The sequence below is a fragment of the Cupriavidus sp. 01L45 genome (assembly GCF_056399885.1).
The window spans coordinates 25,610-47,905 of the sequence record NZ_JBFTSG010000028.1 but is presented as its reverse complement, the minus strand read 5'-3'; the positions used below and the strand labels follow the sequence as shown (position 1 = coordinate 47,905).

At 64.0% G+C, this 22,296-nt stretch carries 24 protein-coding genes and 1 pseudogene; 18 read left to right on the top strand and 7 right to left on the bottom strand.

Annotated features, from left to right (window positions below; genetic code table 11):
- The first annotated feature begins 24 nt into the window (after positions 1 to 24).
- A complete protein-coding gene (locus tag AC1DT6_RS19825) occupies positions 25 to 1,005 on the top strand; it encodes a tripartite tricarboxylate transporter substrate-binding protein (protein WP_441625197.1) in 981 nt (326 codons plus the stop codon).
- A gap of 23 nt (positions 1,006 to 1,028) precedes the next feature.
- The gene (locus AC1DT6_RS19820) at positions 1,029 to 2,129 is read left to right on the top strand and encodes a CaiB/BaiF CoA transferase family protein (protein WP_441625195.1); all 1,101 of its coding nucleotides are present in this window, start codon (positions 1,029 to 1,031) and stop codon (positions 2,127 to 2,129) included.
- Positions 2,130 to 2,140: 11 nt separating this feature from the next.
- Here AC1DT6_RS19820 and AC1DT6_RS19815 read toward each other — a convergent pair whose 3' ends face one another.
- Positions 2,141 to 3,100: a GlxA family transcriptional regulator gene (locus AC1DT6_RS19815; RefSeq protein ID WP_441625193.1), complete on the bottom strand. Its 960-nt coding sequence runs from the start codon at positions 3,098 to 3,100 to the stop codon at positions 2,141 to 2,143.
- 127 nt (positions 3,101 to 3,227) lie between these two features.
- On the opposite strand from AC1DT6_RS19815, the gene AC1DT6_RS19810 reads away from it, so the two are divergent.
- The 4 genes from AC1DT6_RS19810 to AC1DT6_RS19795 all read left to right on the top strand — a co-directional run bounded on the left by AC1DT6_RS19810 (position 3,228) and on the right by AC1DT6_RS19795 (position 4,775).
- Entirely contained in the window at positions 3,228 to 3,536 is a 309-nt protein-coding gene (locus AC1DT6_RS19810; protein WP_441625191.1) for a DUF1272 domain-containing protein, read from the top strand.
- 57 nt (positions 3,537 to 3,593) lie between these two features.
- Positions 3,594 to 3,935 carry an FKBP-type peptidyl-prolyl cis-trans isomerase gene (locus AC1DT6_RS19805; protein ID WP_441625189.1) on the top strand — a complete coding sequence of 114 codons (342 nt, stop codon included), beginning with the start codon at positions 3,594 to 3,596 and terminating at the stop codon, positions 3,933 to 3,935.
- Positions 3,936 to 4,065: 130 nt separating this feature from the next.
- Positions 4,066 to 4,434, top strand: coding sequence for a c-type cytochrome (locus AC1DT6_RS19800; protein ID WP_441625187.1), 369 nt, complete (start codon positions 4,066 to 4,068; stop codon positions 4,432 to 4,434).
- Between the two features lie 53 nt (positions 4,435 to 4,487).
- A complete protein-coding gene (locus tag AC1DT6_RS19795) occupies positions 4,488 to 4,775 on the top strand; it encodes a DUF6881 domain-containing protein (protein WP_441625185.1) in 288 nt (95 codons plus the stop codon).
- A gap of 161 nt (positions 4,776 to 4,936) precedes the next feature.
- Here AC1DT6_RS19795 and AC1DT6_RS19790 read toward each other — a convergent pair whose 3' ends face one another.
- The gene (locus tag AC1DT6_RS19790; protein ID WP_441625183.1) at positions 4,937 to 5,686 is read right to left on the bottom strand and encodes a glutathione S-transferase family protein; all 750 of its coding nucleotides are present in this window, start codon (positions 5,684 to 5,686) and stop codon (positions 4,937 to 4,939) included.
- A gap of 152 nt (positions 5,687 to 5,838) precedes the next feature.
- Between AC1DT6_RS19790 and AC1DT6_RS19785 the strand changes: the two genes are divergently transcribed.
- Positions 5,839 to 6,297, top strand: coding sequence for a GNAT family N-acetyltransferase (locus tag AC1DT6_RS19785; RefSeq protein WP_441625181.1), 459 nt, complete (start codon positions 5,839 to 5,841; stop codon positions 6,295 to 6,297).
- A 121-nt stretch (positions 6,298 to 6,418) separates the two neighbouring features.
- Positions 6,419 to 6,604: a hypothetical protein gene (locus tag AC1DT6_RS19780; RefSeq protein WP_441625179.1), complete on the top strand. Its 186-nt coding sequence runs from the start codon at positions 6,419 to 6,421 to the stop codon at positions 6,602 to 6,604.
- Between the two features lie 46 nt (positions 6,605 to 6,650).
- On the opposite strand, the gene AC1DT6_RS19775 is transcribed toward AC1DT6_RS19780, so the two are convergent.
- Positions 6,651 to 7,043, bottom strand: a complete 393-nt coding sequence (locus AC1DT6_RS19775) for a hypothetical protein (protein WP_477102250.1) — start codon at positions 7,041 to 7,043, stop codon at positions 6,651 to 6,653.
- 205 nt (positions 7,044 to 7,248) lie between these two features.
- Entirely contained in the window at positions 7,249 to 7,524 is a 276-nt protein-coding gene (locus AC1DT6_RS19770) for a recombinase family protein (protein WP_441625175.1), read from the bottom strand.
- A gap of 441 nt (positions 7,525 to 7,965) precedes the next feature.
- Between AC1DT6_RS19770 and AC1DT6_RS19765 the strand changes: the two genes are divergently transcribed.
- The 5 genes and pseudogenes from AC1DT6_RS19765 to AC1DT6_RS19745 all read left to right on the top strand — a co-directional run bounded on the left by AC1DT6_RS19765 (position 7,966) and on the right by AC1DT6_RS19745 (position 10,537).
- Positions 7,966 to 8,217, top strand: a complete 252-nt coding sequence (locus tag AC1DT6_RS19765; RefSeq protein WP_441625173.1) for a hypothetical protein — start codon at positions 7,966 to 7,968, stop codon at positions 8,215 to 8,217.
- Positions 8,218 to 8,298: 81 nt separating this feature from the next.
- Positions 8,299 to 9,198, top strand: a pseudogene (locus tag AC1DT6_RS19760) (DUF6402 family protein).
- A complete protein-coding gene (locus tag AC1DT6_RS19755) occupies positions 9,195 to 9,557 on the top strand; it encodes a hypothetical protein (RefSeq protein ID WP_441625167.1) in 363 nt (120 codons plus the stop codon). Before AC1DT6_RS19760 ends, AC1DT6_RS19755 begins: the two are co-directional and overlap by 4 nt.
- Before the next feature lie 140 nt (positions 9,558 to 9,697).
- Positions 9,698 to 9,919, top strand: a complete 222-nt coding sequence (locus tag AC1DT6_RS19750; protein ID WP_441625165.1) for a hypothetical protein — start codon at positions 9,698 to 9,700, stop codon at positions 9,917 to 9,919.
- An 87-nt stretch (positions 9,920 to 10,006) separates the two neighbouring features.
- Entirely contained in the window at positions 10,007 to 10,537 is a 531-nt protein-coding gene (locus AC1DT6_RS19745; protein WP_441625163.1) for an isochorismatase family protein, read from the top strand.
- 74 nt (positions 10,538 to 10,611) lie between these two features.
- On the opposite strand, the gene AC1DT6_RS19740 is transcribed toward AC1DT6_RS19745, so the two are convergent.
- Both AC1DT6_RS19740 and AC1DT6_RS19735 read right to left on the bottom strand, forming a co-directional pair.
- Positions 10,612 to 12,201: an aldehyde dehydrogenase (NADP(+)) gene (locus AC1DT6_RS19740; RefSeq protein WP_441625161.1), complete on the bottom strand. Its 1,590-nt coding sequence runs from the start codon at positions 12,199 to 12,201 to the stop codon at positions 10,612 to 10,614.
- A gap of 68 nt (positions 12,202 to 12,269) precedes the next feature.
- The gene (locus AC1DT6_RS19735; RefSeq protein ID WP_441625159.1) at positions 12,270 to 13,202 is read right to left on the bottom strand and encodes a dihydrodipicolinate synthase family protein; all 933 of its coding nucleotides are present in this window, start codon (positions 13,200 to 13,202) and stop codon (positions 12,270 to 12,272) included.
- A 169-nt stretch (positions 13,203 to 13,371) separates the two neighbouring features.
- Here AC1DT6_RS19735 and AC1DT6_RS19730 point away from each other — a divergent pair, with 169 nt between their 5' ends.
- The 4 genes from AC1DT6_RS19730 (at position 13,372) to AC1DT6_RS19715 (ending at position 17,679) form a co-directional block, all read left to right on the top strand.
- Positions 13,372 to 14,307 (top strand): LysR family transcriptional regulator, encoded by a 936-nt coding sequence (locus tag AC1DT6_RS19730; protein WP_441625157.1) that lies wholly within the window; start codon positions 13,372 to 13,374, stop codon positions 14,305 to 14,307.
- A gap of 141 nt (positions 14,308 to 14,448) precedes the next feature.
- On the top strand, positions 14,449 to 15,417 hold the full coding sequence (locus tag AC1DT6_RS19725; RefSeq protein ID WP_477114823.1) for a Bug family tripartite tricarboxylate transporter substrate binding protein: 969 nt from the start codon (positions 14,449 to 14,451) through the stop codon (positions 15,415 to 15,417).
- Positions 15,418 to 15,439: 22 nt separating this feature from the next.
- Positions 15,440 to 16,462, top strand: a complete 1,023-nt coding sequence (locus tag AC1DT6_RS19720; RefSeq protein ID WP_441625153.1) for a 4-hydroxythreonine-4-phosphate dehydrogenase PdxA — start codon at positions 15,440 to 15,442, stop codon at positions 16,460 to 16,462.
- Between the two features lie 41 nt (positions 16,463 to 16,503).
- Positions 16,504 to 17,679, top strand: a complete 1,176-nt coding sequence (locus AC1DT6_RS19715) for an L-rhamnonate dehydratase (protein WP_441625151.1) — start codon at positions 16,504 to 16,506, stop codon at positions 17,677 to 17,679.
- Between the two features lie 88 nt (positions 17,680 to 17,767).
- On the opposite strand, the gene AC1DT6_RS19710 is transcribed toward AC1DT6_RS19715, so the two are convergent.
- On the bottom strand, positions 17,768 to 18,718 hold the full coding sequence (locus AC1DT6_RS19710) for a LysR family transcriptional regulator (protein ID WP_441625149.1): 951 nt from the start codon (positions 18,716 to 18,718) through the stop codon (positions 17,768 to 17,770).
- A 132-nt stretch (positions 18,719 to 18,850) separates the two neighbouring features.
- Here AC1DT6_RS19710 and AC1DT6_RS19705 point away from each other — a divergent pair, with 132 nt between their 5' ends.
- On the top strand, positions 18,851 to 22,264 hold the full coding sequence (locus tag AC1DT6_RS19705) for an adenylate/guanylate cyclase domain-containing protein (RefSeq protein WP_477111417.1): 3,414 nt from the start codon (positions 18,851 to 18,853) through the stop codon (positions 22,262 to 22,264).
- The last annotated feature ends 32 nt before the right edge of the window (positions 22,265 to 22,296 follow it).

The window sequence follows — 22,296 nt, the reverse complement described above, 5'->3', positions numbered from 1 at the left end:
GCGGCCCCAAAAAGGAGACAACCCATGAACCGCCGAACCTGGCTTGCCGCGGCAAGCGCGGCCGCCTTGAGCAGCGTGCTGGCCCCGGCGCGCGCCGCCGCCTATCCCAACCGTCCCATCCGCCTGATCGTCCCGTTCCTGGCAGGCAGCGCCCCCGACAATATCGCGCGGACGCTGGCGGCCGAACTGGGGCGGCAACTGGGTCAGCCGCTGGTGGTCGAGAACATGCCCGGCGCCGGCGGCATCATCGGCGCCGGCGCCCTGAAGCGCGCCGCGGCGGACGGATACACGCTCGGCATTCTCGCGAATACGCATGTCATCAATGTGCATATGTATCGCAACATGCCATACGATCCCGCGCACGATTTCACGTCCATCGCGGCGATCTCCGGCGGGCCGACCGCGCTCGTGGTCCCCGCGGATGCGCCCTACAAGACCGCGGGCGACCTGATCGCCGCGATGAAACGCGCCCCCGGCAAGCTCAACTACGGATCGGGCGGCAAAGGCAGCATCGCGCATCTGGCCGTCGAAACGTTGCTGCACCAGACCGGCACCGAAGCCGTCCATATCCCGTACAAGGGTGCGACAGAGATCATTACCTCCATGCTCAGCGGCCAGACCCAGTTCGGCATGCCCGTGCTGAGCACCGCGACCCAATACCTGCGCAACGGGCAGGTCCGGGCGCTGGCGGTGTCGTCATCCGCGCGCTCGGCTTATTTCCCTGAGGTACCGACGTTTGCCGAGGCCATGCCGCCCGGCTTCGTCCTCGATAACTGGACCGGCCTGTTTGCCCCCGCGCGCCTTCCCGCCGAACTCACCCAGCGGCTCTTTGCCGCCGTCAGCGAGTTGCAGGCCAGCGGGCGCCTCGATGCGCAGATCAAGGCCAACGCGGGCGAGCTGCGCCGCAGCGCCTCCCCGGCCCAGTTCAACGCAGCGGTAGCCGCCGACAGCGCCCGCTACGGCACGCTGATCCGCTCGATCGGCATGAACGGCGACGTAAGCTGAATCCACCTCACCCGGAAAGCACCATGAAACCAGAGTGGTCCTGCCTCAAGGACGTCAAGATCATCGATGTCAGCCAGTTGCTGCCGGGCCCGCACGCCACCAGCCTGCTCCTGCAACTCGGCGCGGATGTCATCAAGGTGGAGCAGCCCGGCATTGGCGACACCTCCCGGCAACTCGGCCCCGCGGTGTTTGCCCAGTTCAATCGCGGCAAGCAATCCATCGCGCTCGACCTGAAATCCGCGGAAGGGCGTAGCGCATTCCTCGGCCTGGTGCGGGATGCGGACGCCGTTGTCGAAGGCTTCCGGCCCGGCGTGATGCAGCGTCTCGGCCTGGGCTATGACATGCTCGCGGAAGTGAATCCCGCCATCGTGCTGTGCTCCATCTCCGGCTTCGGCCAGACCGGCCCCTATGCCGACCATGCCGGCCACGACCTGAACTATCTCGCCCTGGCGGGCTACTGGTCCGTCCCGGTCCAGGTGGCGGACAAGGTCTCGCGCCCGCGTGCCCGCGTCTCCGACTACGCGGCCTCGGGCTACGCCGCGCTCTCGCTGGCGGTGGCCATCATGAGCGCGCGCCAGAATGGCCACGGCCAGCATCTCGATGTCTCGATCCATGATGCCATCCTGTCCTGGACCGCGCATGGCGCATGGGCCGCGCGCGGCTACGAGGATCGCCCCCAGGAATCGCCCACCGTGATGCCGGACAACGATATCTTCGAGACACGCGATGGCCGGCACCTTGCCATGGGCATCCTCGAAAACAAGTTCTGGCTGAACCTGTGCGATGCCCTTGGCGCCGCGTTCCCGGCGCTGCTCGATGCCCGGTTCAGTTCCCGCGCGGGCCGACAGCAGCACAAGCCAGAGGTGAACGGCCTGCTCACGGGCATCTTCCTGACACGAACGCTCGCGGAGTGGGCCGACGCCTTCGCTGCGGTGGACCTTCCCTTCTCTCCTTCGCTAAGCGCGCAGGAGCTGTTTGCCGACCCGCATGTGCAGGCACGCGGCATGATCCGTGCATTGCCGGGGGAGCAAGCCATCACGCTCGGCTTCCCCGTCAAATTCTCCCTTGGCTTGCCGGCAAGCGACGACCACGTTCCGGCACTGGGCGAGCACGGCGCGCAATAAGCCAGGCGGCGTCAAGGTTGCGCCCGCCAGAGCGAGGGCGCAACCGGCTCCTCCCGCCGCCACGCCGCGCGGAAGGCCTGCGGACTGGCAAAGCCGCAACGCTCGGCAACGATCTCCACGGCCCAGTCGCTGTCCTTCAACAGCCGGCGCGCCAGATCGAGCCGTAGCTGCTGCTGGTATTGCTTGAGGGTAACGCCGCACTCCTGCTGGAACAGCCTGGCCAGATGCCGATAGCTCAGTGCGAAGCGTTCGGCCAGCTCACGATATGGCAACGCGCTGGCCGGCTGCCCGGTCAGGAAGTCCTGCACGGCATGGATGACCGGATGATGGTGATCGCGGTAGCGCAGCGGCACCTCAAGCGCCGGGTCCTGGCCCAGCCGGCGGAACGGGACCACGTTCTCCCGCGCGACGCGGATAGCGGCGGCCGTGCCGAACCGATGCCGGATCAGGTGCAGCGCGAGGTCGATGCCCGCCGCGACACCCGCCGAGGTGATCAGCGCGCCATCGTCGACCACCAGCCGGTTGGACAGCACGCGGGCCAGCGGATGGCGCTGCTGCAGCCGCGCCAGGTGATCATGGTGCGTGGTGCAGTTGCGGCCGTCGAGCAGGCCGGCCTCCCCGAGCAGGAAGGCGCCGGTGCAGACGCTGGCAAGCGTGATCTCGCCGAGCCGGGGCTTCGCCACGGTTTGCAGCCAACGGACGATCTGCTGCTGTTCCGGCGTGGACAGCGCGCTAACCGCCAGCTTGAAACCCACCACGATGACGACATCGCCGGCCACCAGCCGGGCTGGCAAAGGCCGCACCGCGCTGAGCGCCAGACCCTGGAAACTTGTCAGTTCCTTCAGCGGCCCCACGCAGACCAGTTCGACTGGCGAAATGCCAAGCGCCGCCACCGAGCCGAGGACCTGCATCGGTCCGCCGAGATCGAGGATGTGTACATTCGGTGGCAGTACAAGATAGATACGCTTCATGGCACATTTTTTTCCATATTTGTCCATTTTTCGAATAGCAGCCGATCTTGCTTGTGGTTAGTATGGCAGCGAATTTACCGCTTCGGCTATCACGGCTAACGCGGCTACCGATACGGAGGAAGGGAACATGCTGGAACTCAGGCCAACCTGCGAACACTGCAACAAGGCGCTCCCGCCAGCTTCGCTGGAAGCACGCATCTGTAGCTATGAGTGCACATTCTGTGCCGGATGCGTGGACGAAGTCCTGGGCAATGTCTGCCCAAATTGTGGAGGCGGCTTCGCGCCAAGGCCAGTCAGGCCATCGAAGAACTGGAAGAACGACAACTTCCTCGGCAAGGATCCCGCCAGCGCCAAGATCAAGCACAGGCCGGTGGATCCTTCCGCTCATGCGCGGTTTTCCGCGGGCATCGCGACGATCCCTCCCGAACAGCGATAGCGCGGCGGCACAGTCGCTGTAAACTCTGCCTCGTCGGACCATGAACGAGAGCAAGCGATGAGCAGCGAACTACAAGTTGAAGATATCCAGCCCGGCGACGGCAAAGCGGTCGTCAAGGGCGCCCTGATCACCACCCGGTACACCGGCTACCTGGAGGACGGCACCAAATTCGACTCCTCCCACGATCGCGGCAAGCCTTTCCAGTGCGTCATCGGGACAGGGCGCGTCATCAAAGGCTGGGATATCGGGCTGATGGGCATGAAAGTCGGCGGCAAGCGCAAGCTGCATGTGCCGGCCCATCTCGCCTATGGCGAGAGACAGGTCGGGGCTCACATCAAGCCGAACTCGAACCTGATCTTCGAGATCGAGCTGCTCGAAGTGTTGACGCGGGATGACTGAGGCCTCGTCTCCGCCTGAGCGCCCGCCGGCCACGCAAGCGCTGCATTGATACTGCGTCAGCGGCACGCGCTCTTTCCGGTGCCAGGAGGCGCTATATAATGCTGCGCCTCCCCTATTCCGAACAAGCGCCATGAAAACAGCCGCATTGTTGACTCTGGCACTAGCCATCCAAACATCGGCGCACGCTGCGGGGGACGTACAGGCCGGAAAGGCGTTGTTCACCACGCGATGCGCCTCTTGCCACAGCGTCGGGCCATCCGCGCGCGGTGCGTTTGGTCCCCAGCTCAATGCCATCTTTGGCAGGACCGCCGGAGGAACCAACGACTACACATACTCTCCGGCAATGAAGAAATCAGGGATCGTATGGTCTGAAAAGACGCTGAGCGATTTTCTCAGGTCGCCGGGCAAGGTTGTACCCGGTACCAAGATGCGTTTTTGGGGACTCGGCAACGAGCGGCAGATCGAGGACCTGCTGGCGTACCTGCATTCGTACCCGTAACGATCGAAAGCGACCAGCAAGGACTAGATTGCATTTCGCCAAGGGGGATTTCCGTGGAATACATCGACGTCATCTGGAGGCACGAGCTTTCCTCGGAGCCGGTTCGCCTTGTGTCGGAGCTCAATGGCAAGCGCTTCGAGACCCGGAAACTGGAGTTCTTCCCGGATGGAAGCGTAGGCTTCGCAAGCGTCGGGGCAACAACCGGAAGAACCCACCTTGGGCTCGTCCCCGTACCGCTTCTCGACGAGATCAACGCGGATCCGGAGTTTGACGGGGTGGCGATGACGCCCGAGGCGTTTGAAATCCTCTGGCTGCAACACGCGTGCCCGGCGCGGCATTGACGCAGTTTGTCCGGAATTCAACCTGAGTGCGACGATAGCCGCGAGAGCCATCGTCGCGCGCAACCTGCCCGACGAACACGAGCAGGTTTTACCGTACGCCCCATCCAGCGGCGACGAGTACGGCGCTTGAAGCGTCGGGCCAGGTGCCTGGGCCGGATTCGCTAATCCGCGCGCTGTGACGCCCACTCGCTGAAGCCAGGTCCACTGTAAATGGTTTTTCGCTTCGCCCACTCCACCTCGGCGGCAGTGGCGTAAGTGACCCCTGGCTCCCACCAAAGCGCGGCTTCCTGCTGGAAGGACGGCCGCTGTTCCATGCGAGCGATCAGCGAAACGAGTTTGGGGCGATCCGGAGCGCGCCAGGACAACCGCAACGGGCGAGTTTCAATGAACTGGCAAATGCAGGCGAGCAGGATATCCTGGGCGGATACCACGCCAGGGACAAAGCCGTCCGCAGTGCCGATGAGCTGAGACTCGAACCAATCGAGAAGATGCTGGTTGCGAATGGCGCACCGGGCCGCATGGCTGTTTTCTTCGTGGCGAATGCCGGACCATTGCAGCTGCGACACCGTCGTCGTCGACACGCCTAAGGTTTGCAGCGTGGCGAGAACGAGCTTGTCATGCCATTCTTCCCCGGAGCGCACATAACGGGCGGCCAGGGGCCGCATGCCTTCGGGCACCGCCGCAACCGGATAGGCCGACATGAGGTAATCCAGAATCACGGCCGAGTCCCATAGCGTCAGCTTGCCGTCGATCAGGGCAGGCACCTGAAGGGTTGGCGTGATCCTCGCGCGTTCCTCGACGCTGGGCGTCGTGAAGGTTTCCTCGCGCTCAAAATCCAGCCCCTTCTCGACGAGCACGATGCGCACGGCGCGGGCGAACGGCGATCCCGTGGTGAAGAACAGCTTGCGCATTTCAGCCTCCCAGCATGACGGCTCGCCTCGCGAGCCAGGGTCGCGAAGGCGGTTTGCCGGCAACCCCGGGCGATCCGGCGATCGCCCGGGGCTTCAGTATGCGACGATATACTTGCCTTTCCCCTGGCGCCAGCGCTCCCCACGGTTCAGATATGGAACACATCATTTTTCGCACCGCATTGCCGGCCGACCTTCCCGCCATCGTCGGATTGCTGGCGGACGATGCGCTTGGCAGCCAGCGGGAGACTGTCGGTTCGCCCCTGGACGAACGATACGTTGCCGGCTTTAAAGCCGTGGAAGCCGACCCGAATCAGCGTCTCGTGGTCGCCATGGATGGAGATGCGGTAGTCGGCACACTGCAGATATCGTTCATACCGGGCATTGCCCGGAGAGGGGCATGGCGGGGGCAGATCGAAGCAGTCCGGATCGCCGCACCCTACCGTAGCGCGCGGATTGGCCAACAGATGCTCGAATGGGCAATCTCGGCGTGCAGGGCTCGCGGCTGCGCGCTGGTCCAGCTGACTACGGACAAGGGCCGTCCGGACGCGCACCGGTTCTATGAAAGGCTCGGCTTTGTGGCCAGCCATGAGGGCTATAAACTGATCTTGTAGGTTCCCCGCGGCGCCAGCGCATATGGATTGCACCAAAGCTTCGTTGCCCGGGCCGCGCCGGTTGGCTACTGTCATTGGATACGGAACTGCCGCGCCATGCAGGCAACGTGGAGGAACGCCAATGAAAGACCTGATCGACTGGATCACCGCCATTGCCACCGTCGTGCTTGTCTACGCGGCACTGCGGCACCCGCTCTACCCGCCCCGCTTCGGCGCGGCGGACGATACGCCCGGAACCAGCCGCACCGGCCGCCATGCGGATCCGGGCAACGCGGACAGCGCGCGGGCCCACGCCACGCAGCGCTGACCCGGCAGGCGCCGCGCTTTCAGCGAGCGCATGGAGGAAAGGCTATTCAGCGCGCCTTTCCCGGTACACAGTCATCCACCATCCCCGCTATCCGGCTGGCACTCAGCCAGGGATGCCATTCATCCGCGCTGCGGATCTCGACATCCGAGCCTTCCTGGGCCCGACGCAAGCTGATCAGGTGAAAAAACCGGTAATCGGAATCCTGGGCGCGCCCGACCCGGATATCGACCCGCCCCGGCTCCGGGTATGCGACCACGCTGGCGTCATCCCCCAGCCTGCCTTTCAGGCACAGCACCAGGTCGCTGACACTGGCATTGGAATGCACGCGCCTTGGTTCCGACGCCTGTATGGAACTCGCGTTAACGCCACCGGCACAACCCGAAAGCATTAGCGCTTGCGCCGTCAGCGCGGCGGCCAGCAATACCAAACCTTTAGACATTCCCTCTCCTTGGGCAGATTGGGGAGTCATGTTACATCAGGTGCTTTTTGAAGCCGCTTTGCGTGCGCGTTTTCCGGCGTCATGCCTGGCCTTTGCGCCACATCTACCCACTGCGCCCTGACGAGCCGCGCCGGGTGCTCGGGCGAAATCCGGATGGCCGCATCCGTTGCGCCAGGAAGGCCATTACGGATTGCAGACTCATGGGTCAATTGCGTTGCGGGCGATCGATATCAGGGATGGAATCGGGAAAAGCAGTACCGATCCGTTCGACGACGCGATCGAAATAGCATTCGCAAATGCCTGCCAGATTCCTCCTGGAATCGGCGTCAATCAGCAAGGCGTTGACCAGGCTGCAGAACTCCAACAGCGTATGCCAGTCGCGGCCATTGCGAGCCAGCCGCGAAGCTTCGATGGCAAACACCGCGCCCACTGTGCCGTCGCGCAACTGCCCAAGCAAGCGCTCAAAGCCGCGCCGGCGCATGCCCGATCCCGAGCAACCCAGATCGCGTCACCAATGACATCAACCTCTTCCCAGCCCAGTGCCCGGGCCCCGCCCCGATCCACCAATCCATATTGCCGACGCTGGCTTTCCAGGTTGTACTGCGCTTGCCCGGGCGTAGACTGGCGGATATAGACGTTGCCTATAAACCTTGTTGACGCTTATCTTGGGTGGATTGGTGTGTGGCCCGTATGCGCCACCGCACGGGGTATAAGCCGTGAGTGCCTCTGTTCCAGCAAAACCACAACAGCCGCAGTCGGAAGCGATGATGCGGCGGGCGCCTGCCCTATTGCGCGTAGCCAGCGCGGGCGCGCTTCATTCAACGCGCCGCCCCTGTTTGCAAGAATTTACATTCTTTGCCTTCAAAATAGGATTTTCTGATTTTGTTCCACAGACGTCTCTGCTATAAGCGAAGGCTAGTCGATGGAGTTCGTCTTTATGGATACATCAGAAAAGCAATTTCCGTTCTTAGAAAAAAGCACCATTCGTCCGCTGTGGAATCTTGGCAGCAAGACCTGCACAGTCTTAGACGCAGAAGAATTCGCACTTTCGACGGATCGAACCGCGTCGCCGCTGCGAAATCAACCACCGCCGCCCCCTCCGCCAAAAAAGCCGCCAAAGCCCAGGCGCCCGCCGAAAAGCTTGATCGAAGGCTTTCTAGACTTTCACGAATGACTGAATACGCCACCACCACCGAAACCAGCCCCCGCACCCGCTGCGCCAGCGGTAAAAAAGCCACGCGTTAAACTGTTTGACTTGCAAGATATACCGGGCGCTATGGAGCGCATCGAATGGCCCATGTCGGCTAAGGTCATGCGCAAGTGGTTGGCCGGTGATTTGAACTATGCCAACACCGACAAGGGGGCAATTAGAGGCATCAATCAAGACTGCAAGCCGTTCCCATCGAGTATGGTTGATACAACCATGTTTAAGTTGGCTTGGATATTGAAATATCCACGCGCCAAGGAAAAATTCGATTAACTTATAAACGAAAAGCCATTTAATTTAGATGCGCATAACATTTTAAAATTGATGTGCTCCCGCCGTGATCCTTCACCATACCATGTGGATACATGGAATAAATCCAGAGAAGACATACAGCAGTGGCATCAAGAGTATCAGTATCAGAAAAACTCCGTTGATAGCGATAATATATCAAAATTCCTGATGTGGCCTAAAGGCGTAGCGCACCCAAATGGGCTTTGGATGGACGATCTCTATGGTTCCCTTGGTGCCTTTTCGTTTTATGCCGCACTTGGTGGATTTTTTTATCATCGCATAGCACACACGCGCACCCGCCTGACGGTCACCGAAGTGTACATTTATATGCGCGACGTATTTACCTTTCACGACAGAACCGAAAAAAAACCAATAATTATCCAAAATGGAACTCAATATTTTTGCCATTGGAACAAGACCGGTTTTATTATTGTTCTCGCCTCGACTGTAATTGGGGAGGTAACAACGGCGGATTGGCTAAATTATACAGTTGCGCGCGCCGGCGTTGTTTCCAAAAACACTGTCTATTATCCGATAAGAAATAGAGATTATCGGGATTTGCAATTGCGGCACAAACAAGGCGGGGATTTGGTGTTGTACTCAAATTTATACAGGGTACCACTGTACCCCCCGAAGGTCCTGGAATTTGATCAATGAAGCGAATGAAGGGGGGCAAGCGGAAATATTGGTTAGCAGGTACCGCACTGCTTGCGCTGGTCTTGGTGCCGTATCTATGGGGTGTGGCGCTACGGGGAACGGCGCACGAATGTGAGCGTATAAAGGAAGGTAGTCTTTATAGTGGAGAAATATGCTTCTTGAATAGCCAATATGGAATGCGCTTCCGCCTTTATGACGCTGAAACCGAGCAGCTACTGGCAGAGCGCACTTACAACGACCTAGACCCCGGGATCGTTTGGGGTGATGACAGAGTAACCTACAACTTAGGGGCATCTCCAAGTGAGTATGTGGAATTGCCCCCCACATGGTGGGATCGATTGCGTGCCAAGCTGCCGTAACGCGGGTCTACGCGCAATCGCCGCGTGCGGGTCGCCGCCGCCCTGGGCATGGGACACCAGGGAAACACCCAATCCACCCAAATTATGCAGCCCCAAAGAGCTGCTTATCTTGGGTGGATTGCCAGAAACCCACCATAATAGTGTCCGCACAAGGCTACGAAGCGTCGCTGCGTCAGTACCACTTGAAGATGCTCGTTGACGGCCAACTGGTTGAAAGCGTGGTCGACGAGCCGGCACTGCGGCCCGGCATCAACGCGGCAGGGCTGACGTACGACTACGACATGCACAAGATCGCAAGGCTGCACAATGCCCGGCGCGCCGGTCGTGATCGGTTTGCCGGAAGTCCCGTCCAGGCGCGATGATGCGCCCTGAACCTGCTGCGGTTCCATCCAGGCCTCGCATGCAGGAAGGGGAAGCGCTTGCCACACCAACTCACAAAGGGAATGCGCATGCTGCACAACGCCGCTGAATCTGTTCTGGTGCTGGTGGATCTCCAGGCCCGCCTGATGCCCGCGATCCATGAAAGCGATCGCGTCGTAACGGAAGCCGTGCGCCTGGCCAATATCGCGCGGGTACTGGGCGTGCCGGTGATCGGCACCGAGCAAAGCCCCGGCAGCCTGGGCGGGAATCTCGACGAGATCAGGCGACTATGCGATCAGACCGTGGCCAAGGACCACTTCGATGGCTGCCGGGACGGCTTGCTCGACGCACTCCCTGCCGGGAGGAAGAGCGTGGTGGTAGCCGGCTGCGAAGCCCACGTCTGCGTTTTCCAGACGGTCACCGGGCTGCTCGGCCACGGACTGAGCGTGACCGTCGTGCTGGATGCCATTGGCTCGCGCAAGGCCTCCAGCCGCGACGCGGCCATCGACAGGATGCGCAGGGACGGGGCCACCGCCGCCACGGTCGAGATGATTGCCTTCGAATGGATGCGGACGAGCCGGCACGAACGCTTCCGCGAGGTGCTTGGTTTCGTGAAGTAGCGCCTCGCGGGGAGGCCGCGGCGCAGGCTGAGACCCGCGCCACGCTTACGCTTGCGCGCCTGGAACCAAGCTGGCTATGGCGCTTGTCGCCCGGCCTGTGCCTCCCCATCCACCCGCACCGCAAGCCCGAGCGGATTACCGGTGCGCAGCGCCTGCGGCAGCAGGGCGGCCGGCATGTCCTGGTAGCACACGGGCCGGAGGAAGCGCGCGATGGCCAGGCTCCCGACCGACGTGGAGCGGCCGTCCGAGGTGGAAGGATACGGTCCGCCATGCACCATCGCATGACTCACCTCCACCCCCGTGCCAAAGCCATTGACGAGGATCCGGCCAACGCGGCGCTCCAGCGCGGGCAGGAAGCCGCGCGCGGCATCGTAGTCGGCCTCATCGATATGGATGGCCGCGGTCAGTTGCCCCTCCAGGGCTTCCACCACACGCTGCATGGCGGCCAGGTCGGGGCACCGCACCACTAGCGACGCCGCGCCGAAGATTTCCGCGCGCAGTGCTTCGTGCGCGAGGAAGGCCTCGGCGGTGGTCGAGAACAGCGCCGCCCGCCCCTGGTATTGCGCGCCGGCCTGGCCACGCGCAATGGTGCTGACCTGCGGATGGCAACCAAGGCCTTCGACGCCGGCGCCGTATGCCCGGTGGATGCCCGGAGTCAGCATGGTCGACGCCGGGGCTTGCGCGATCGCCGCTTCGGCCGCCGCCAGGAAACGATCGAGATCCGGCCCCTCCACCGCCAGCACCAGGCCCGGATTGGTGCAGAACTGGCCCGCGCCGAGCATCAGCGAGGCGGCGAAGGCCTTGCCGATGGCGTCGGCACGGCTGCCCAGCGCGTGCGGGAACAACAGCACCGGGTTGATACTGCTCATTTCCGCGTAGACCGGGATCGGCTCGGCGCGGGCCGCGGCCAGTTGCATCAACGCGGTGCCACCGGCGCGCGAGCCGGTGAAGCCGACCGCCTTGATACGATGATCGCTCACCAGCCCCTGGCCGATCCGCAGGCCGGAATCGAACAGCAGGGAGAACGTTCCCTCGGGCAAACCCGACTCGTCCACGGCCTTCCGGATTGCGCGGCCAACCAGCTCCGATGTGCCGGGATGGGCCGGATGCGCCTTGACGATAACCGGGCAGCCGGCTGCCAGCGCCGATGCGGTATCGCCACCGGCCACCGAGAACGCCAGCGGGAAATTGCTGGCGCCGAACACGGCCACCGGCCCCAGCGCGATATTGCGCAGGCGCAGGTCCACACGCGGCAGCGGCTTGCGCTCCGGCTGCGCGGGATCGATGCGCAGGTCGAGGAAATCCCCCTGCCGCACCACAGCGGCAAACAAGCGGAGCTGGCCCACGGTGCGCCCGCGCTCGCCTTCTATCCGGGCACGCGGCAGGCCACTCTCGCTGACGCAACGCTCGATCAGCGCGTCGCCAAGATCAAGGATGTTGGCGGCAATCTTCTCCAGGAACGCGGCGCGTTGTTCGAGCGAGGTTTCGCGGTAGACATCGAAGGCCTGCGCGGCCAGCGCGCAAGCCTGCTCCAGTTGCTGCGGCGTGGCGCCGCCGAAGGCCGGCCCCAGCGTTTCCCCTGTCGCCGGATCGACAGCCCGGATCTCGCCGTGAGTGCCGCGCACAGACTGGCGCCCGATCAGCAATTCGCCTGAGATATTCATGCTCTGTCCTTGAAATGAAAAGGCGGCGCGTTAGCAGCGCCGCCAGTTGTCCAATGCTTGCCAGCCGCTCACCTGCCCCAGCGCAGCACCACCGGATCGAGCCTGCGCGCGATCTTCAGCAAACCGGCGCGCGTGGCCGGGTGCATCGGCTGCAAGGGGTGGCGCACGGCGTCGGAAGCAATCACGCCACCCTCCTTCATCAGCACCTTGGCCGTCGCCAGCCAGCCTTGCCGGTTCTCGTAGTTGATCAGCGGCAGCCATTGCTGGTAGTGCTGCGCGGCGAGCTCCGAGTCGCCGGCCTGGTAGGCATCCACGATCTTGCGGATGCCATCGGGGAAACCCGCGCCGGTCATCGCGCCGGTGGCGCCCGCATCGAGGTCGGCCATCAGCGTGATGGCCTCTTCGCCATCCCACGGGCCCACGATGGCATCGCCGCCGAGCTCGATCAGTTCGCGCAGCTTGGCAGCGGACTGCGGCACTTCGATCTTGAAGTACGAGACGTTGGCGATCTCCTTCGCCATGCGCGCCAGGAACGCGGCCGACAGCGTGGTGCCGCTCACGGGCGCATCCTGGATCATGATGGGAATATCGATCGCGCCGGACACCGTGGTGAAGAATTCGTGGATGGCGCGCTCCGGCACGCGGATGGTGGCGCCGTGATACGGCGGCATCACCATCACCATGGCGGCGCCCGCGTCCTGCGCGGCGCGGCTGCGCGCGGCGCAGATGCGCGAGCTGAAGTGCGTGGTAGTGACGATCACCGGGACGCGGCCGGCCACGTGATCCAGCACGGTCGTCATCAGCAGGCTGCGCTCGTCATCGGTCAGCACGAACTGCTCGGAGAAATTCGCCAGGATGCAGATGCCGTCGGAGCCGGCGTCGATCATGAAATCGATGCAGCGGCGCTGGCCGTCGAGGTCAAGGCCACCTTGTTCGTCGAAGATGGTGGGTGCCACCGGGAATACACCACGGTAGACGGCATTGGCTTTGGGCATGTTCATGGTCTCTCCTCCTTGTTCTTGCCGGCGGCGCCGGGTCCGGCCGGAGCCCCACGTCGAGGGGGCTTGTGACAGGGATGCAATATACGGTGCGCCAGGCCGCGATGTATATTGAAACCTTTCCATCTCGTGATCGCTTTTGCGACTCACGTAGCTTTCGCCCCGGGTTCCCATGAAGGCCACGCTTGACGTTCTGATGTCCCGCCTGCGCATGAAGCAACTGCAATTGCTGATTGCGCTGGACGACCACAAATCCCTGCACCAGGCTGCGTCGGCCATGGCCATGACGCAGTCGGCGGCCAGCAAGGCCTTGCAGGAGCTGGAAGGCATGCTGGACGCGCCGCTGTTCGAGCGCTCCAAGACCGGCATGCGGCCAAACCAGTTCGGCCACTGCGTGATCCGCTATGCGCGGCTGCTGGCGACGGATCTCACCGCCTTATGCCAGGACATGGCCGAGATCCGTTCCGGCAAGGGCGGCCACCTGGCCGTCGGCGCCATCATGGGCGCGGTCCCGGATGTGCTGGTGCCGGCGCTGGAGACCATGCAGGACGAACAACCGAACCTGTCCATCGAAATCGTCGAAGACACCAGCCTGCGCATGCTCACGCTGCTGGACGACGGGCGCCTGGACCTCGTCATCGGGCGCGCGCTGGTAAGCGACCAGCCCGCCAGGTACCACTACCAGGCGATTGGCGACGAACCGATCTCGGCAGTGGTGGGCTACAGCCATGCCGCGCCGCGCGCCAGGACGCTCACCTTTGCCGACCTGGCCGGCTACCGGTGGATCGTCTATCCCGGCCAGATGCCGATGCACGAGTTGTTGCAGCGCGAGTTGGACATGGTCGGCGTGGGCATGCCGGCGAATGCGATCACCACCTCCTCCAGCTTCGTCACCGTGGCCTTGCTGCAGCGCAGCGCGAAACTGGTCTCGCTGCTGCCGACCAGCGTGGCCGAACTGTTCGCCCGGCAAAAGATGCTTCGCATCCTGCCGGTGACGATGCGGTCCCGGCAGCAGACCTTTGGGGTCGTGACCCGGCGCGGGGGCACGCTTTCCGCCGCCGCGGGCCAGTTGATCAAGCTGCTCCGCGCCGGGCAGGCGGAAGTCTGAGCGGCGCCTGGCATCCGTTGCGAGGTATTCCTTAAAGTAATCACCCATTCAATAAACGTCAGTAGTCACGCATCGCTCCCATCCTTATAGTTGCCCCATCCGCGCTCCGGCGCAGGCCCATAACAAGACATGGAGACAACAATGAAACGATGGATGACCGGCGCCTTTGCCGGCGTGATTGGACTGGCAACCGCCATGGCAACCGGCGTCCACGCGCAGGACACCCGCCCTGTACGGATGATGGTAGGCGCGGCGCCGGGCGGCGGCACCGACGTGATGGCGCGCATCGTCTCCGACAAGCTGGCCGCCATCCTCAAGCAGCCGGTCGTGGTGGACAACCGGCCTGGCGCCTCCAACACCATCGCCGCCGACATCACCGCCAAGGCAGCGCCGGATGGCAACACGCTGCTGATGGGCGTGGTCACCTCCCAGGCCATCGCGCCCCACCTGCTCAAGCTGCAGTTCAACCCGCTCAAGGACCTGGCGCCGGTGGCCCTGGTGTCGTCGGTGCCCAATGTGCTGGTGGTCAACAACCAGGTGCCGGCGCAAGACGTAAAAGCGCTGGTGGCGCAGATCCAGGCCAACCCCGACAAATTCCGCTACAGCTCCTCCGGCGTCGGCAGCACCCAGCACCTGGCCGGTGCGGCGTTTGCCCGCCAGATCCACGGCAAGCTGCTGCACGTGCCATACAAGAGCAGCAGCAGCGCGCTGGTGGACCTGATGGGCGGCCAGGTCGACATGAGCTTCGAGACCATGCCCTCCGTCATCAACCACATCAAGGCCGGCAAGCTGCGCGCGCTGGCGGTCACCGCCGACCAGCGCTCGGCGCTGCTGCCTAACGTACCCACGCTGGCCGAAGCCGGCGTGCCCGGCATCCAGATGAATGCCTGGTACGGCGTCTACGCCCCGGCCGGCACGCCGCCCGCCACGCTGCAGAAGCTGAGCGCGGCGCTGGCCACCATACTCAAGGATCCCGACACCRTGCGCCGTCTCAATGATGTGGGCGCGTTGCCGGGCACGCTCACCGCCACCCAGTTCGATGCCTTCTCGCGCGCCGAATATGCGCGCTACGGCAAGCTGATCGCCGAACTCGGCGTCAAGCTGGACTGAACCCCTTTCCCTCAAGACTCCCATGACCCAACGACCCCGAATCGCCATGGTGCTCGGCGACCCCGCCGGCATCGGCCCCGAGCTGATCGCCAGGCTGCTGGCCGACCCTGCCACCGCGGCGCAGGCCGACATCCTGCTGATTGCCGACCGCGACGAATGGCGCCACGGCATGCAGGTGGCCGGCGTGGATATCGCGCTGCGCGAAACCGATTCGCTCGCGTTCGCTGGCGGCGATAGCGCCAGCGCCCCGCGCCTGTTCCACTGGCAGCTCGACGGCAAACCCGCCTACCGGCGCGGCGTGGCCAGCGCGGAAGGCGGCCGCTACAGCCTCGGCACCCTGGCCGTGGCGCTGGAGCTGGCGCAGGCTGGCAAGGCCGACGCCATCCTGTTCGGCCCGCTCAACAAAAGCTCGCTGCACGCCGCCGGCATGGGGCACAACGATGAGCTGCACTGGTTCGCCGAGAAGCTCGGCTACGACGGCGCTTTCTGCGAGTTCAATGTGCTCGACGGCCTGTGGACCTCCCGCGTGACGTCCCACGTTGCGCTCAAGGACGTGCCCGCCATGATCAACCGCGACAGCGTGGGCGCCGCCATCGACCTGATCGACCAGGCCCTGCGCAGGGCCGGCATGGCTCGCCCGCGCATTGCCGTGTGCGGCCTCAACCCGCACAACGGCGACAACGGCGCCTTCGGCCGCGAGGAGATCGACTTCATCGCACCGGCGGTCGCCGATGCGCGGGCACGCGGCGTGGCGGCGGATGGCCCCTTCCCCGCCGACACCATCTTCCTCAAGGTGCAGGGCAGCCCGGAGCAAAGGCAGTTCGATGCCATCGTCACGATGTATCACGACCAGGGCCAGATCGGCATCAAGCTGATGGGCTTCTCGCGCGGCGTCACCGTGCAGGGCGGCCTGCCCGTGCCGATCACCACGCCGGCCCACGGCACCGCTTTCGACATCACGCAGCAAGGCCGCGCCGACCTCGGCGCCACGCTGCAAGCCTTCCGCATCGCCTGCCAGATGGGCAGCCAGCGCGCAGCCCCCTGAACCTGCCGCCCGCCACCGGCCACTATCCAACGGAGACTATCTTGAAAATCACCAACGTCCGCGCCCGCGTCTTTGAATGGAAGGGCAAGACCGTGCCCCCGCAAGCGCACTTCTGCACCAATGCCACCGACATCCTGTTCGAGCGTGGCGACGCCATGGGCTCGTTCCGCTTCCACGGCTGGCTGGTGGTGGAAGTGGAAACCGATACCGGCCTGGTCGGCATCGGCAACTGCGCGCTCGCACCGCGCGTGGCCAAGGAAATCGTCGACCAGTACCTGGCCCCGATCGTGATCGGCCAGGACCCGTTCGACAACGAGTACCTGTGGCAGAAGATGTACCGCCGCACCCACGCCTGGGGCCGCAAGGGCATCGGCATGGCAGCAATTTCGGCGGTAGACATCGCGCTGTGGGACCTGATGGGCAAGGCGGTGGGCAAGCCGGTGTTCAAGCTGCTGGGCGGGCGCACCAAGGAAAAGATCTGGTGCTACGCCTCCAAGCTCTACAACAACGATGACCGCGACGCCTTCCTGGCCGAGGCGCAGAGCTATCTCGACCAGGGCTTCACCGCGATGAAGATGCGCTTCGGCTACGGTCCCAAGGACGGCCCCGCCGGCATGCGGAAGAACATCGAGCAGGTGCGCCTGCTGCGCGAACTGGTGGGCGACAGCGTCGACATCATGCTGGAATGCTATATGGGCTGGACGCTCGAATACGCGCGCCGCATGCTGCCGCGCCTGGCCGAATTCAATCCGCGCTGGCTGGAAGAACCGGTGATCGCCGACGACATCGAAGGCTATGCCGAGCTGAAGAAGATGAGCCCGTTCCCCATCTCCGGCGGCGAGCACGAATTCACCTCCTACGGTTTCAAGGACCTGCTGGAACGCCGCGCGGTGGACGTGATCCAGTACGACACCAACCGCGTGGGCGGCATCACCGCCGCGCAGAAGATCAATGCCATGGCGGAAGCCTGGTCGGTGCCCGTGATCCCGCATGCGGGCCAGATGCACAACTACCACCTCACCATGGCCTCGACCGCATCGCCGATGTCCGAGTACTTCCCGGTGCACGACGTGGAGGTGGGCAACGAGCTGTTCTACTACATCTTCAAGGGCGACCCGGCGCCGGACAAGGGGTACCTGCAGCTTGACGACAATCTGCCGGGGCTGGGGCTGACGCTCAACGAGGAGTACTTCGGGGAGTTCGAGATCATCGAATAAGAAGGCCGCAACGGCCCGCAACCCGCCTGGCTGTGCCGGTTGCGCTCTTAGAAGGGCGCAGCCGGCCGCTTGCGTTTCAGGTCCGGCCTCATCCCTTCACCCCCACCGCCTGCTGCAACGCGTGCACCAGCGTCAGCAGCGGCTCGCTGTGCTCCGTACGGCGCAGCCACATTGCCCCCACCGCCGGCAGGTCCCACGTCAACGTATGCGGCAAGACCGCGGCGCTGCCGCTGGCAGCCAGTTCGGCAGCCACCGCGCGCGGCACGATGGTGATGGCGCGCGGCTGGTTGCGCATCAGTGTGGCGATGGTCTTGATCGAATACGTCTCCACCATCGGCGTCGGTGGCACTGCGCCGGCGGTAGCGAACAACGTATTGATGGTGCGCCGGATCGGCGTATGCGAGGGCGGCAAAATCCAGTCCAGCGCGGCCAGGCGCGGCCAGTCCAGCTTGCCGCGCGCCAGCCGCGCCGCGGCGGCCACTGGCACCACCAGCGCGGGTTCCTCGCGGTAAAGCGGCGTCTGCACGATGTCGTCGCCCGGCGCGTAGAAAGACCGCGCGATCACGCAATCCAGTTCGTGCGCGCGCAGCGCCGCCACCAGTTCGTCCGTGGTGCCCTCGCGCACCAGCACCGCCACGCGCGGCTGCTGTTGCAAGCCGTGCGAGCAGGCTGCATCCAGTACCACAGGCGCCACATACGGAATCACGCCGATGCGCAGCCGCCCGTGCAGGCCGGCGCCGATCACCGCCAGTTCCCGCCCGAGCGCCTCCGTATCCGCCATCGCCAGCCGCGCATGCGCCAGCACGGCCGCGCCGGTCCCGGTAGGCTCCAGCCCGCGCCGCGAGCGCGCGAACAGCGGCACCATGAAGATCTCCTCGATCTCCCGCAGCGCCTTGGTCACGGCGGGCTGGGTCAGGTCCATCTCGGCCGCGACGCGCGACACCGAGCGCTGACGGTCCAGCGCCAGCAGCAGCGCCAGATGCTTGAGGCGCAGGCGGGAGATGAGGTTGTGCTGAAGTTTGTCGACTGGGGACGGCAATTGGAGTCCTGGACCTGATCGTCTAGCAAGACGTTGATTCTACTAGCGCCGCCACGACGCGCCCTGAACTTGCTAAGGCGGCCAATGGCGCGTCTAATGATCCGAGGCAGGCGATGGCAGTCAGGAGGGGTGATGCGCTGCACAAATTGCGGGTTCGCGAACCTCGCGCAGGCCAACTTCTGCGAGCAGTGCGGGGCCAGGCTTGCGCGGATCTGCCCGCGCTGTGGCGAGGAGTCCGGCCCTGCGGCGAAGTTCTGCCGCGGATGTGGCTCGCCCCTGGATGACGCCCCGTCAGCATCGCTTCCAGGACCTGCGACGGCCGCTTCGGCCCCTGTCCACTACACGCCGCCCCATCTGGCCGAGCGCATCCGGGCGGAGCAGGCAGCCATGGAAGCCAGGGGCGGAACGGCCGGCGAGCGCAAGACCATCACGGCGCTGTTCGCCGATATGGCTGGTTCGACGGCGTTGATCCAGGACCTGGACCCGGAAGAGGCGCGTCACCTGATCGACCCCGTGGTGACGCTGATGATGGATGCCGTGCACCACTATGAGGGCTACGTAGCCAAGTTCCTGGGAGACGGCATTCTCGCTCTGTTCGGCGCTCCCATTGCCCATGAAGATCATGCCCTGCGGGCTTTGTATGCGGCGCTGCGCATGCAGGAGGCAATGCGTCGCCACAGTGACCGGGTGCGTCTGGATCAGGGCATACCGCTTCAGATCCGCGTCGGAATCCACACGGGTGAGGTGTTGGTGCGCTCGATCCGCAAGGACGATCTGCACACGGACTACGATCCCGTGGGGCACACAATCCACATCGCCTCGCGCATGGAAGGCGTTGCCACACCGGCGTCCATCCTTGTCAGCGAGTCGACCCATAGGCTCGCCGAAGGGTATTTCGAATTCAAGCCGCTGGGGACGACCCACGTAAAAGGCGTCCGGGATCCGCTTGCGGTGTATGAGGTGCTGGGCCTCGGCGCATTGCGCACTCGCCTGCAAGTGGCGGCGCATCGCGGCCTGGCGCGCTTTGTGGGACGCCAGGCCGAAATGGAGGCGTTGCACAAGGTCCTGGAACTGGCCAAGGCGGGGCATGGGCAGGTCGCCGAAGTGATGGGAGAGGCCGGGGTAGGAAAATCGCGGCTGTTCCACGAGTTCAAGGCACGATCACAGCAAGGCTGCATGGTGCTGGAGACCTTCTCGGTTTCGCACGGCAAGGCCTTCGCCTATCTCCCGCTGATCGAGCTCCTGAGGAACTATTTTCAGATCACCCCGCAGGACAACGACCGAAGCTGCCGCGAGAAGGTCACGGGCAGACTGCTTACCCTCGACAGGACGCTGGAAGACCATTTGCCCTATTTGCTCTACCTGCTCGGCTCCGTCGAGCCCGGCTCGGCACTGCCGACCATGGACGCTGCCATCCGGCGGCAGCGCACGTTTGAAGCGGTTGCACGCCTGCTGGTCCGCGAAAGCCTCAACCAGCCTCTCGAGCTCCTGTTCGAAGACCTGCAATGGCTGGACAGCGAAACCGAGGCCTTCCTCAATATCCTCCTGGACTATGTGCCGGGTGCGAGGATCGCCCTGCTCGTCAACTACCGCCCGGAGTACTCCCATGACTGGAGCTCCCGGAGTTACTGCGTCCAGCTGCATCTTGAGCCGCTGGGCCCGGCCGAAGCCCAGGGGCTGCTCACCGCGCTGCTGGGCGAGGATCGCGCTCTCGCGCCGCTGAAACGGCTGATCCTGGACAAGACGGAAGGCAACCCGTTCTTTATGGAGGAAGTGGTCCAGACCCTGGTTGAGGAGAATGCCCTGGTTGGCCAGCCTGGCTGCTACCGCATCGAGAGAGCGCCGACTTCGCTGCATATCCCCACCACCGTCCAGGGCGTGCTCGCCGCCCGCATCGACCGGCTCCCCCTCGTCCAGAAGGAACTGCTGCAAAGCCTGGCCGTGATCGGCAAGGAGTTCCCATTGAGTCTCATCCGGCATGTCACTGCGCTGGCTGACGACGAATTGCGCCCGCTTCTGGCCGCCCTGCAGGCGGGCGATTTCATTTACGAACGACCTGTATTCCCGGAGGTGGAGTACGCCTTCAAGCACGCGCTCACCCAGGAAGTTGCCGGCAACTCGCTGCTTACCGAGCAGCGCAGCGCGCTGCACGAGCGCACCGCGGAGGCCATCGAGACACTGTTCCAGAGTCGGTTAAAGGACTACTGCAGCGAGCTGGCACATCATTACAGCCACAGCGGCAACATCCCGAAGGCAGTCAAGTACCTGCACTGCGCCGGCGAGCAGGCCCTGCAGCGTTCTGCCCAGATGGAAGCAATCCGTCACCTGGGCACGGCCGTGGAACTGCTCGAGCGGCTGCCCGACACGCCCGAGCGCGCACGCGAGGAACTCACACTGCTACTAACGCTAGGACCGGCCTTGATAGCCACGCGGGGTCAGGCCGCTCCCGAGGTGGAGGCAACTTACAGGCGCGCACTGGCATTGTGCGAACAGGGTGGGCAAACGCCCAGTTTCTTCTCGGCGCAGCTAGGACTGTGGGCGTTCTACCAATTGCGGGCGCAGTACACGGTTGCGCAGCCGCTTGGGGAACGGCTGCTTGCCATGGCTCTGGACACGCAGAAGCCTGGGCAGCTCGCGGAGGCGCATCGTGTACTCGGCGCCACCACGTTCCGCCTGGGCCAGCCCGGCGTGGCCCGCACCCATATGGAAGAGGTGCTGTCACTGCAACGGCCGGACCCGTCGGCATACGATTTTCTTCTGGGTTACGGGCGAGACCCGGCCGTACATGCCACAAGCACGCTGGGTTGGATCCTGTGGTACCTGGGCCTGCCGGATCTGGCTCGCACGCGCTGCCAGGACGCATTGGTTCTGGCCAGGAAGCGCCCCGACGCCTTTAACCTCGCGCTTTGCTTCGTCTTCGCAGCCGAAGTGCACCAATGTCGGCGTGAGGTGCAATTGACCCGCGAGTACGCAGAGGCCGCGATCGCGATCTCGGGCGAGGAGGGCTTTCCCATCTATCTGGCGTGGGGAACCGTTCTGCAAGGCTGGGCGCTGACGGAACAAGGCCGTTTGGAAGAGGGGATTGCCGAAATACACCAGGGCCTCGCCGCTTACGAGGCAACTGGCGCGGCACTGGGCAGGCCGAACTTTCTGGCCCTGCTCGCTGAAGCGCTTGGGAGAGCCGGGGACTTCCAGGCCGGGCTGGACGTGCTGGCCGAGGCGCTAGCCTTGACGCAAGACACGGGAGAGCTGCTTGACGAAGCGACGCTGCATCGGCTCAAGGGAGAGTTGATACTCCAATCCCGCGCACTCACTGGCCACGACGAAGCCGAGGCCTGCTTTCACAAGGCAATCGCCGTCGCCCGCGATCAGGGTTCCAGGTCACTGGAGCTGCAGGCCGCGCTGAGCCTTGCCCAGCTATGGCGAAGGCAGGGAAAGATGAGCGCCGCGCGCCAGACCCTTGCCCCGATCCATGGAACCTTCAGTGAGGGCTTCGACACGGCTGACTGGCAGCAAGCCAAGGCACTACTGGACGATCCGACCTGAAGCGATAGCGCTTCCCGGTTGCCCGGCCGTCA

Excerpts from the sequence above, each read along its gene's own strand:
- AC1DT6_RS19815 (WP_441625193.1), bottom strand. The coding sequence starts at position 3,100 with ATGAAGCGTATCTATCTTGTACTGCCACCGAATGTACACATCCTCGAT.
- AC1DT6_RS19820 (WP_441625195.1), top strand. The coding sequence starts at position 1,029 with ATGAAACCAGAGTGGTCCTGCCTCAAGGACGTCAAGATCATCGATGTC.
- AC1DT6_RS19765 (WP_441625173.1), top strand. The coding sequence starts at position 7,966 with ATGGAGTTCGTCTTTATGGATACATCAGAAAAGCAATTTCCGTTCTTA.
- AC1DT6_RS19805 (WP_441625189.1), top strand. The coding sequence starts at position 3,594 with ATGAGCAGCGAACTACAAGTTGAAGATATCCAGCCCGGCGACGGCAAA.
- AC1DT6_RS19730 (WP_441625157.1), top strand. The coding sequence starts at position 13,372 with ATGAAGGCCACGCTTGACGTTCTGATGTCCCGCCTGCGCATGAAGCAA.
- AC1DT6_RS19735 (WP_441625159.1), bottom strand. The coding sequence starts at position 13,202 with ATGAACATGCCCAAAGCCAATGCCGTCTACCGTGGTGTATTCCCGGTG.
- AC1DT6_RS19775 (WP_477102250.1), bottom strand. The coding sequence starts at position 7,043 with ATGTCTAAAGGTTTGGTATTGCTGGCCGCCGCGCTGACGGCGCAAGCG.
- AC1DT6_RS19720 (WP_441625153.1), top strand. The coding sequence starts at position 15,440 with ATGACCCAACGACCCCGAATCGCCATGGTGCTCGGCGACCCCGCCGGC.
- AC1DT6_RS19770 (WP_441625175.1), bottom strand. The coding sequence starts at position 7,524 with ATGCGCCGGCGCGGCTTTGAGCGCTTGCTTGGGCAGTTGCGCGACGGC.
- AC1DT6_RS19755 (WP_441625167.1), top strand. The coding sequence starts at position 9,195 with ATGAAGCGAATGAAGGGGGGCAAGCGGAAATATTGGTTAGCAGGTACC.
- AC1DT6_RS19825 (WP_441625197.1), top strand. The coding sequence starts at position 25 with ATGAACCGCCGAACCTGGCTTGCCGCGGCAAGCGCGGCCGCCTTGAGC.
- AC1DT6_RS19785 (WP_441625181.1), top strand. The coding sequence starts at position 5,839 with ATGGAACACATCATTTTTCGCACCGCATTGCCGGCCGACCTTCCCGCC.
- AC1DT6_RS19745 (WP_441625163.1), top strand. The coding sequence starts at position 10,007 with ATGCTGCACAACGCCGCTGAATCTGTTCTGGTGCTGGTGGATCTCCAG.
- AC1DT6_RS19800 (WP_441625187.1), top strand. The coding sequence starts at position 4,066 with ATGAAAACAGCCGCATTGTTGACTCTGGCACTAGCCATCCAAACATCG.
- AC1DT6_RS19790 (WP_441625183.1), bottom strand. The coding sequence starts at position 5,686 with ATGCGCAAGCTGTTCTTCACCACGGGATCGCCGTTCGCCCGCGCCGTG.
- AC1DT6_RS19705 (WP_477111417.1), top strand. The coding sequence starts at position 18,851 with ATGCGCTGCACAAATTGCGGGTTCGCGAACCTCGCGCAGGCCAACTTC.
- AC1DT6_RS19810 (WP_441625191.1), top strand. The coding sequence starts at position 3,228 with ATGCTGGAACTCAGGCCAACCTGCGAACACTGCAACAAGGCGCTCCCG.
- AC1DT6_RS19740 (WP_441625161.1), bottom strand. The coding sequence starts at position 12,201 with ATGAATATCTCAGGCGAATTGCTGATCGGGCGCCAGTCTGTGCGCGGC.
- AC1DT6_RS19780 (WP_441625179.1), top strand. The coding sequence starts at position 6,419 with ATGAAAGACCTGATCGACTGGATCACCGCCATTGCCACCGTCGTGCTT.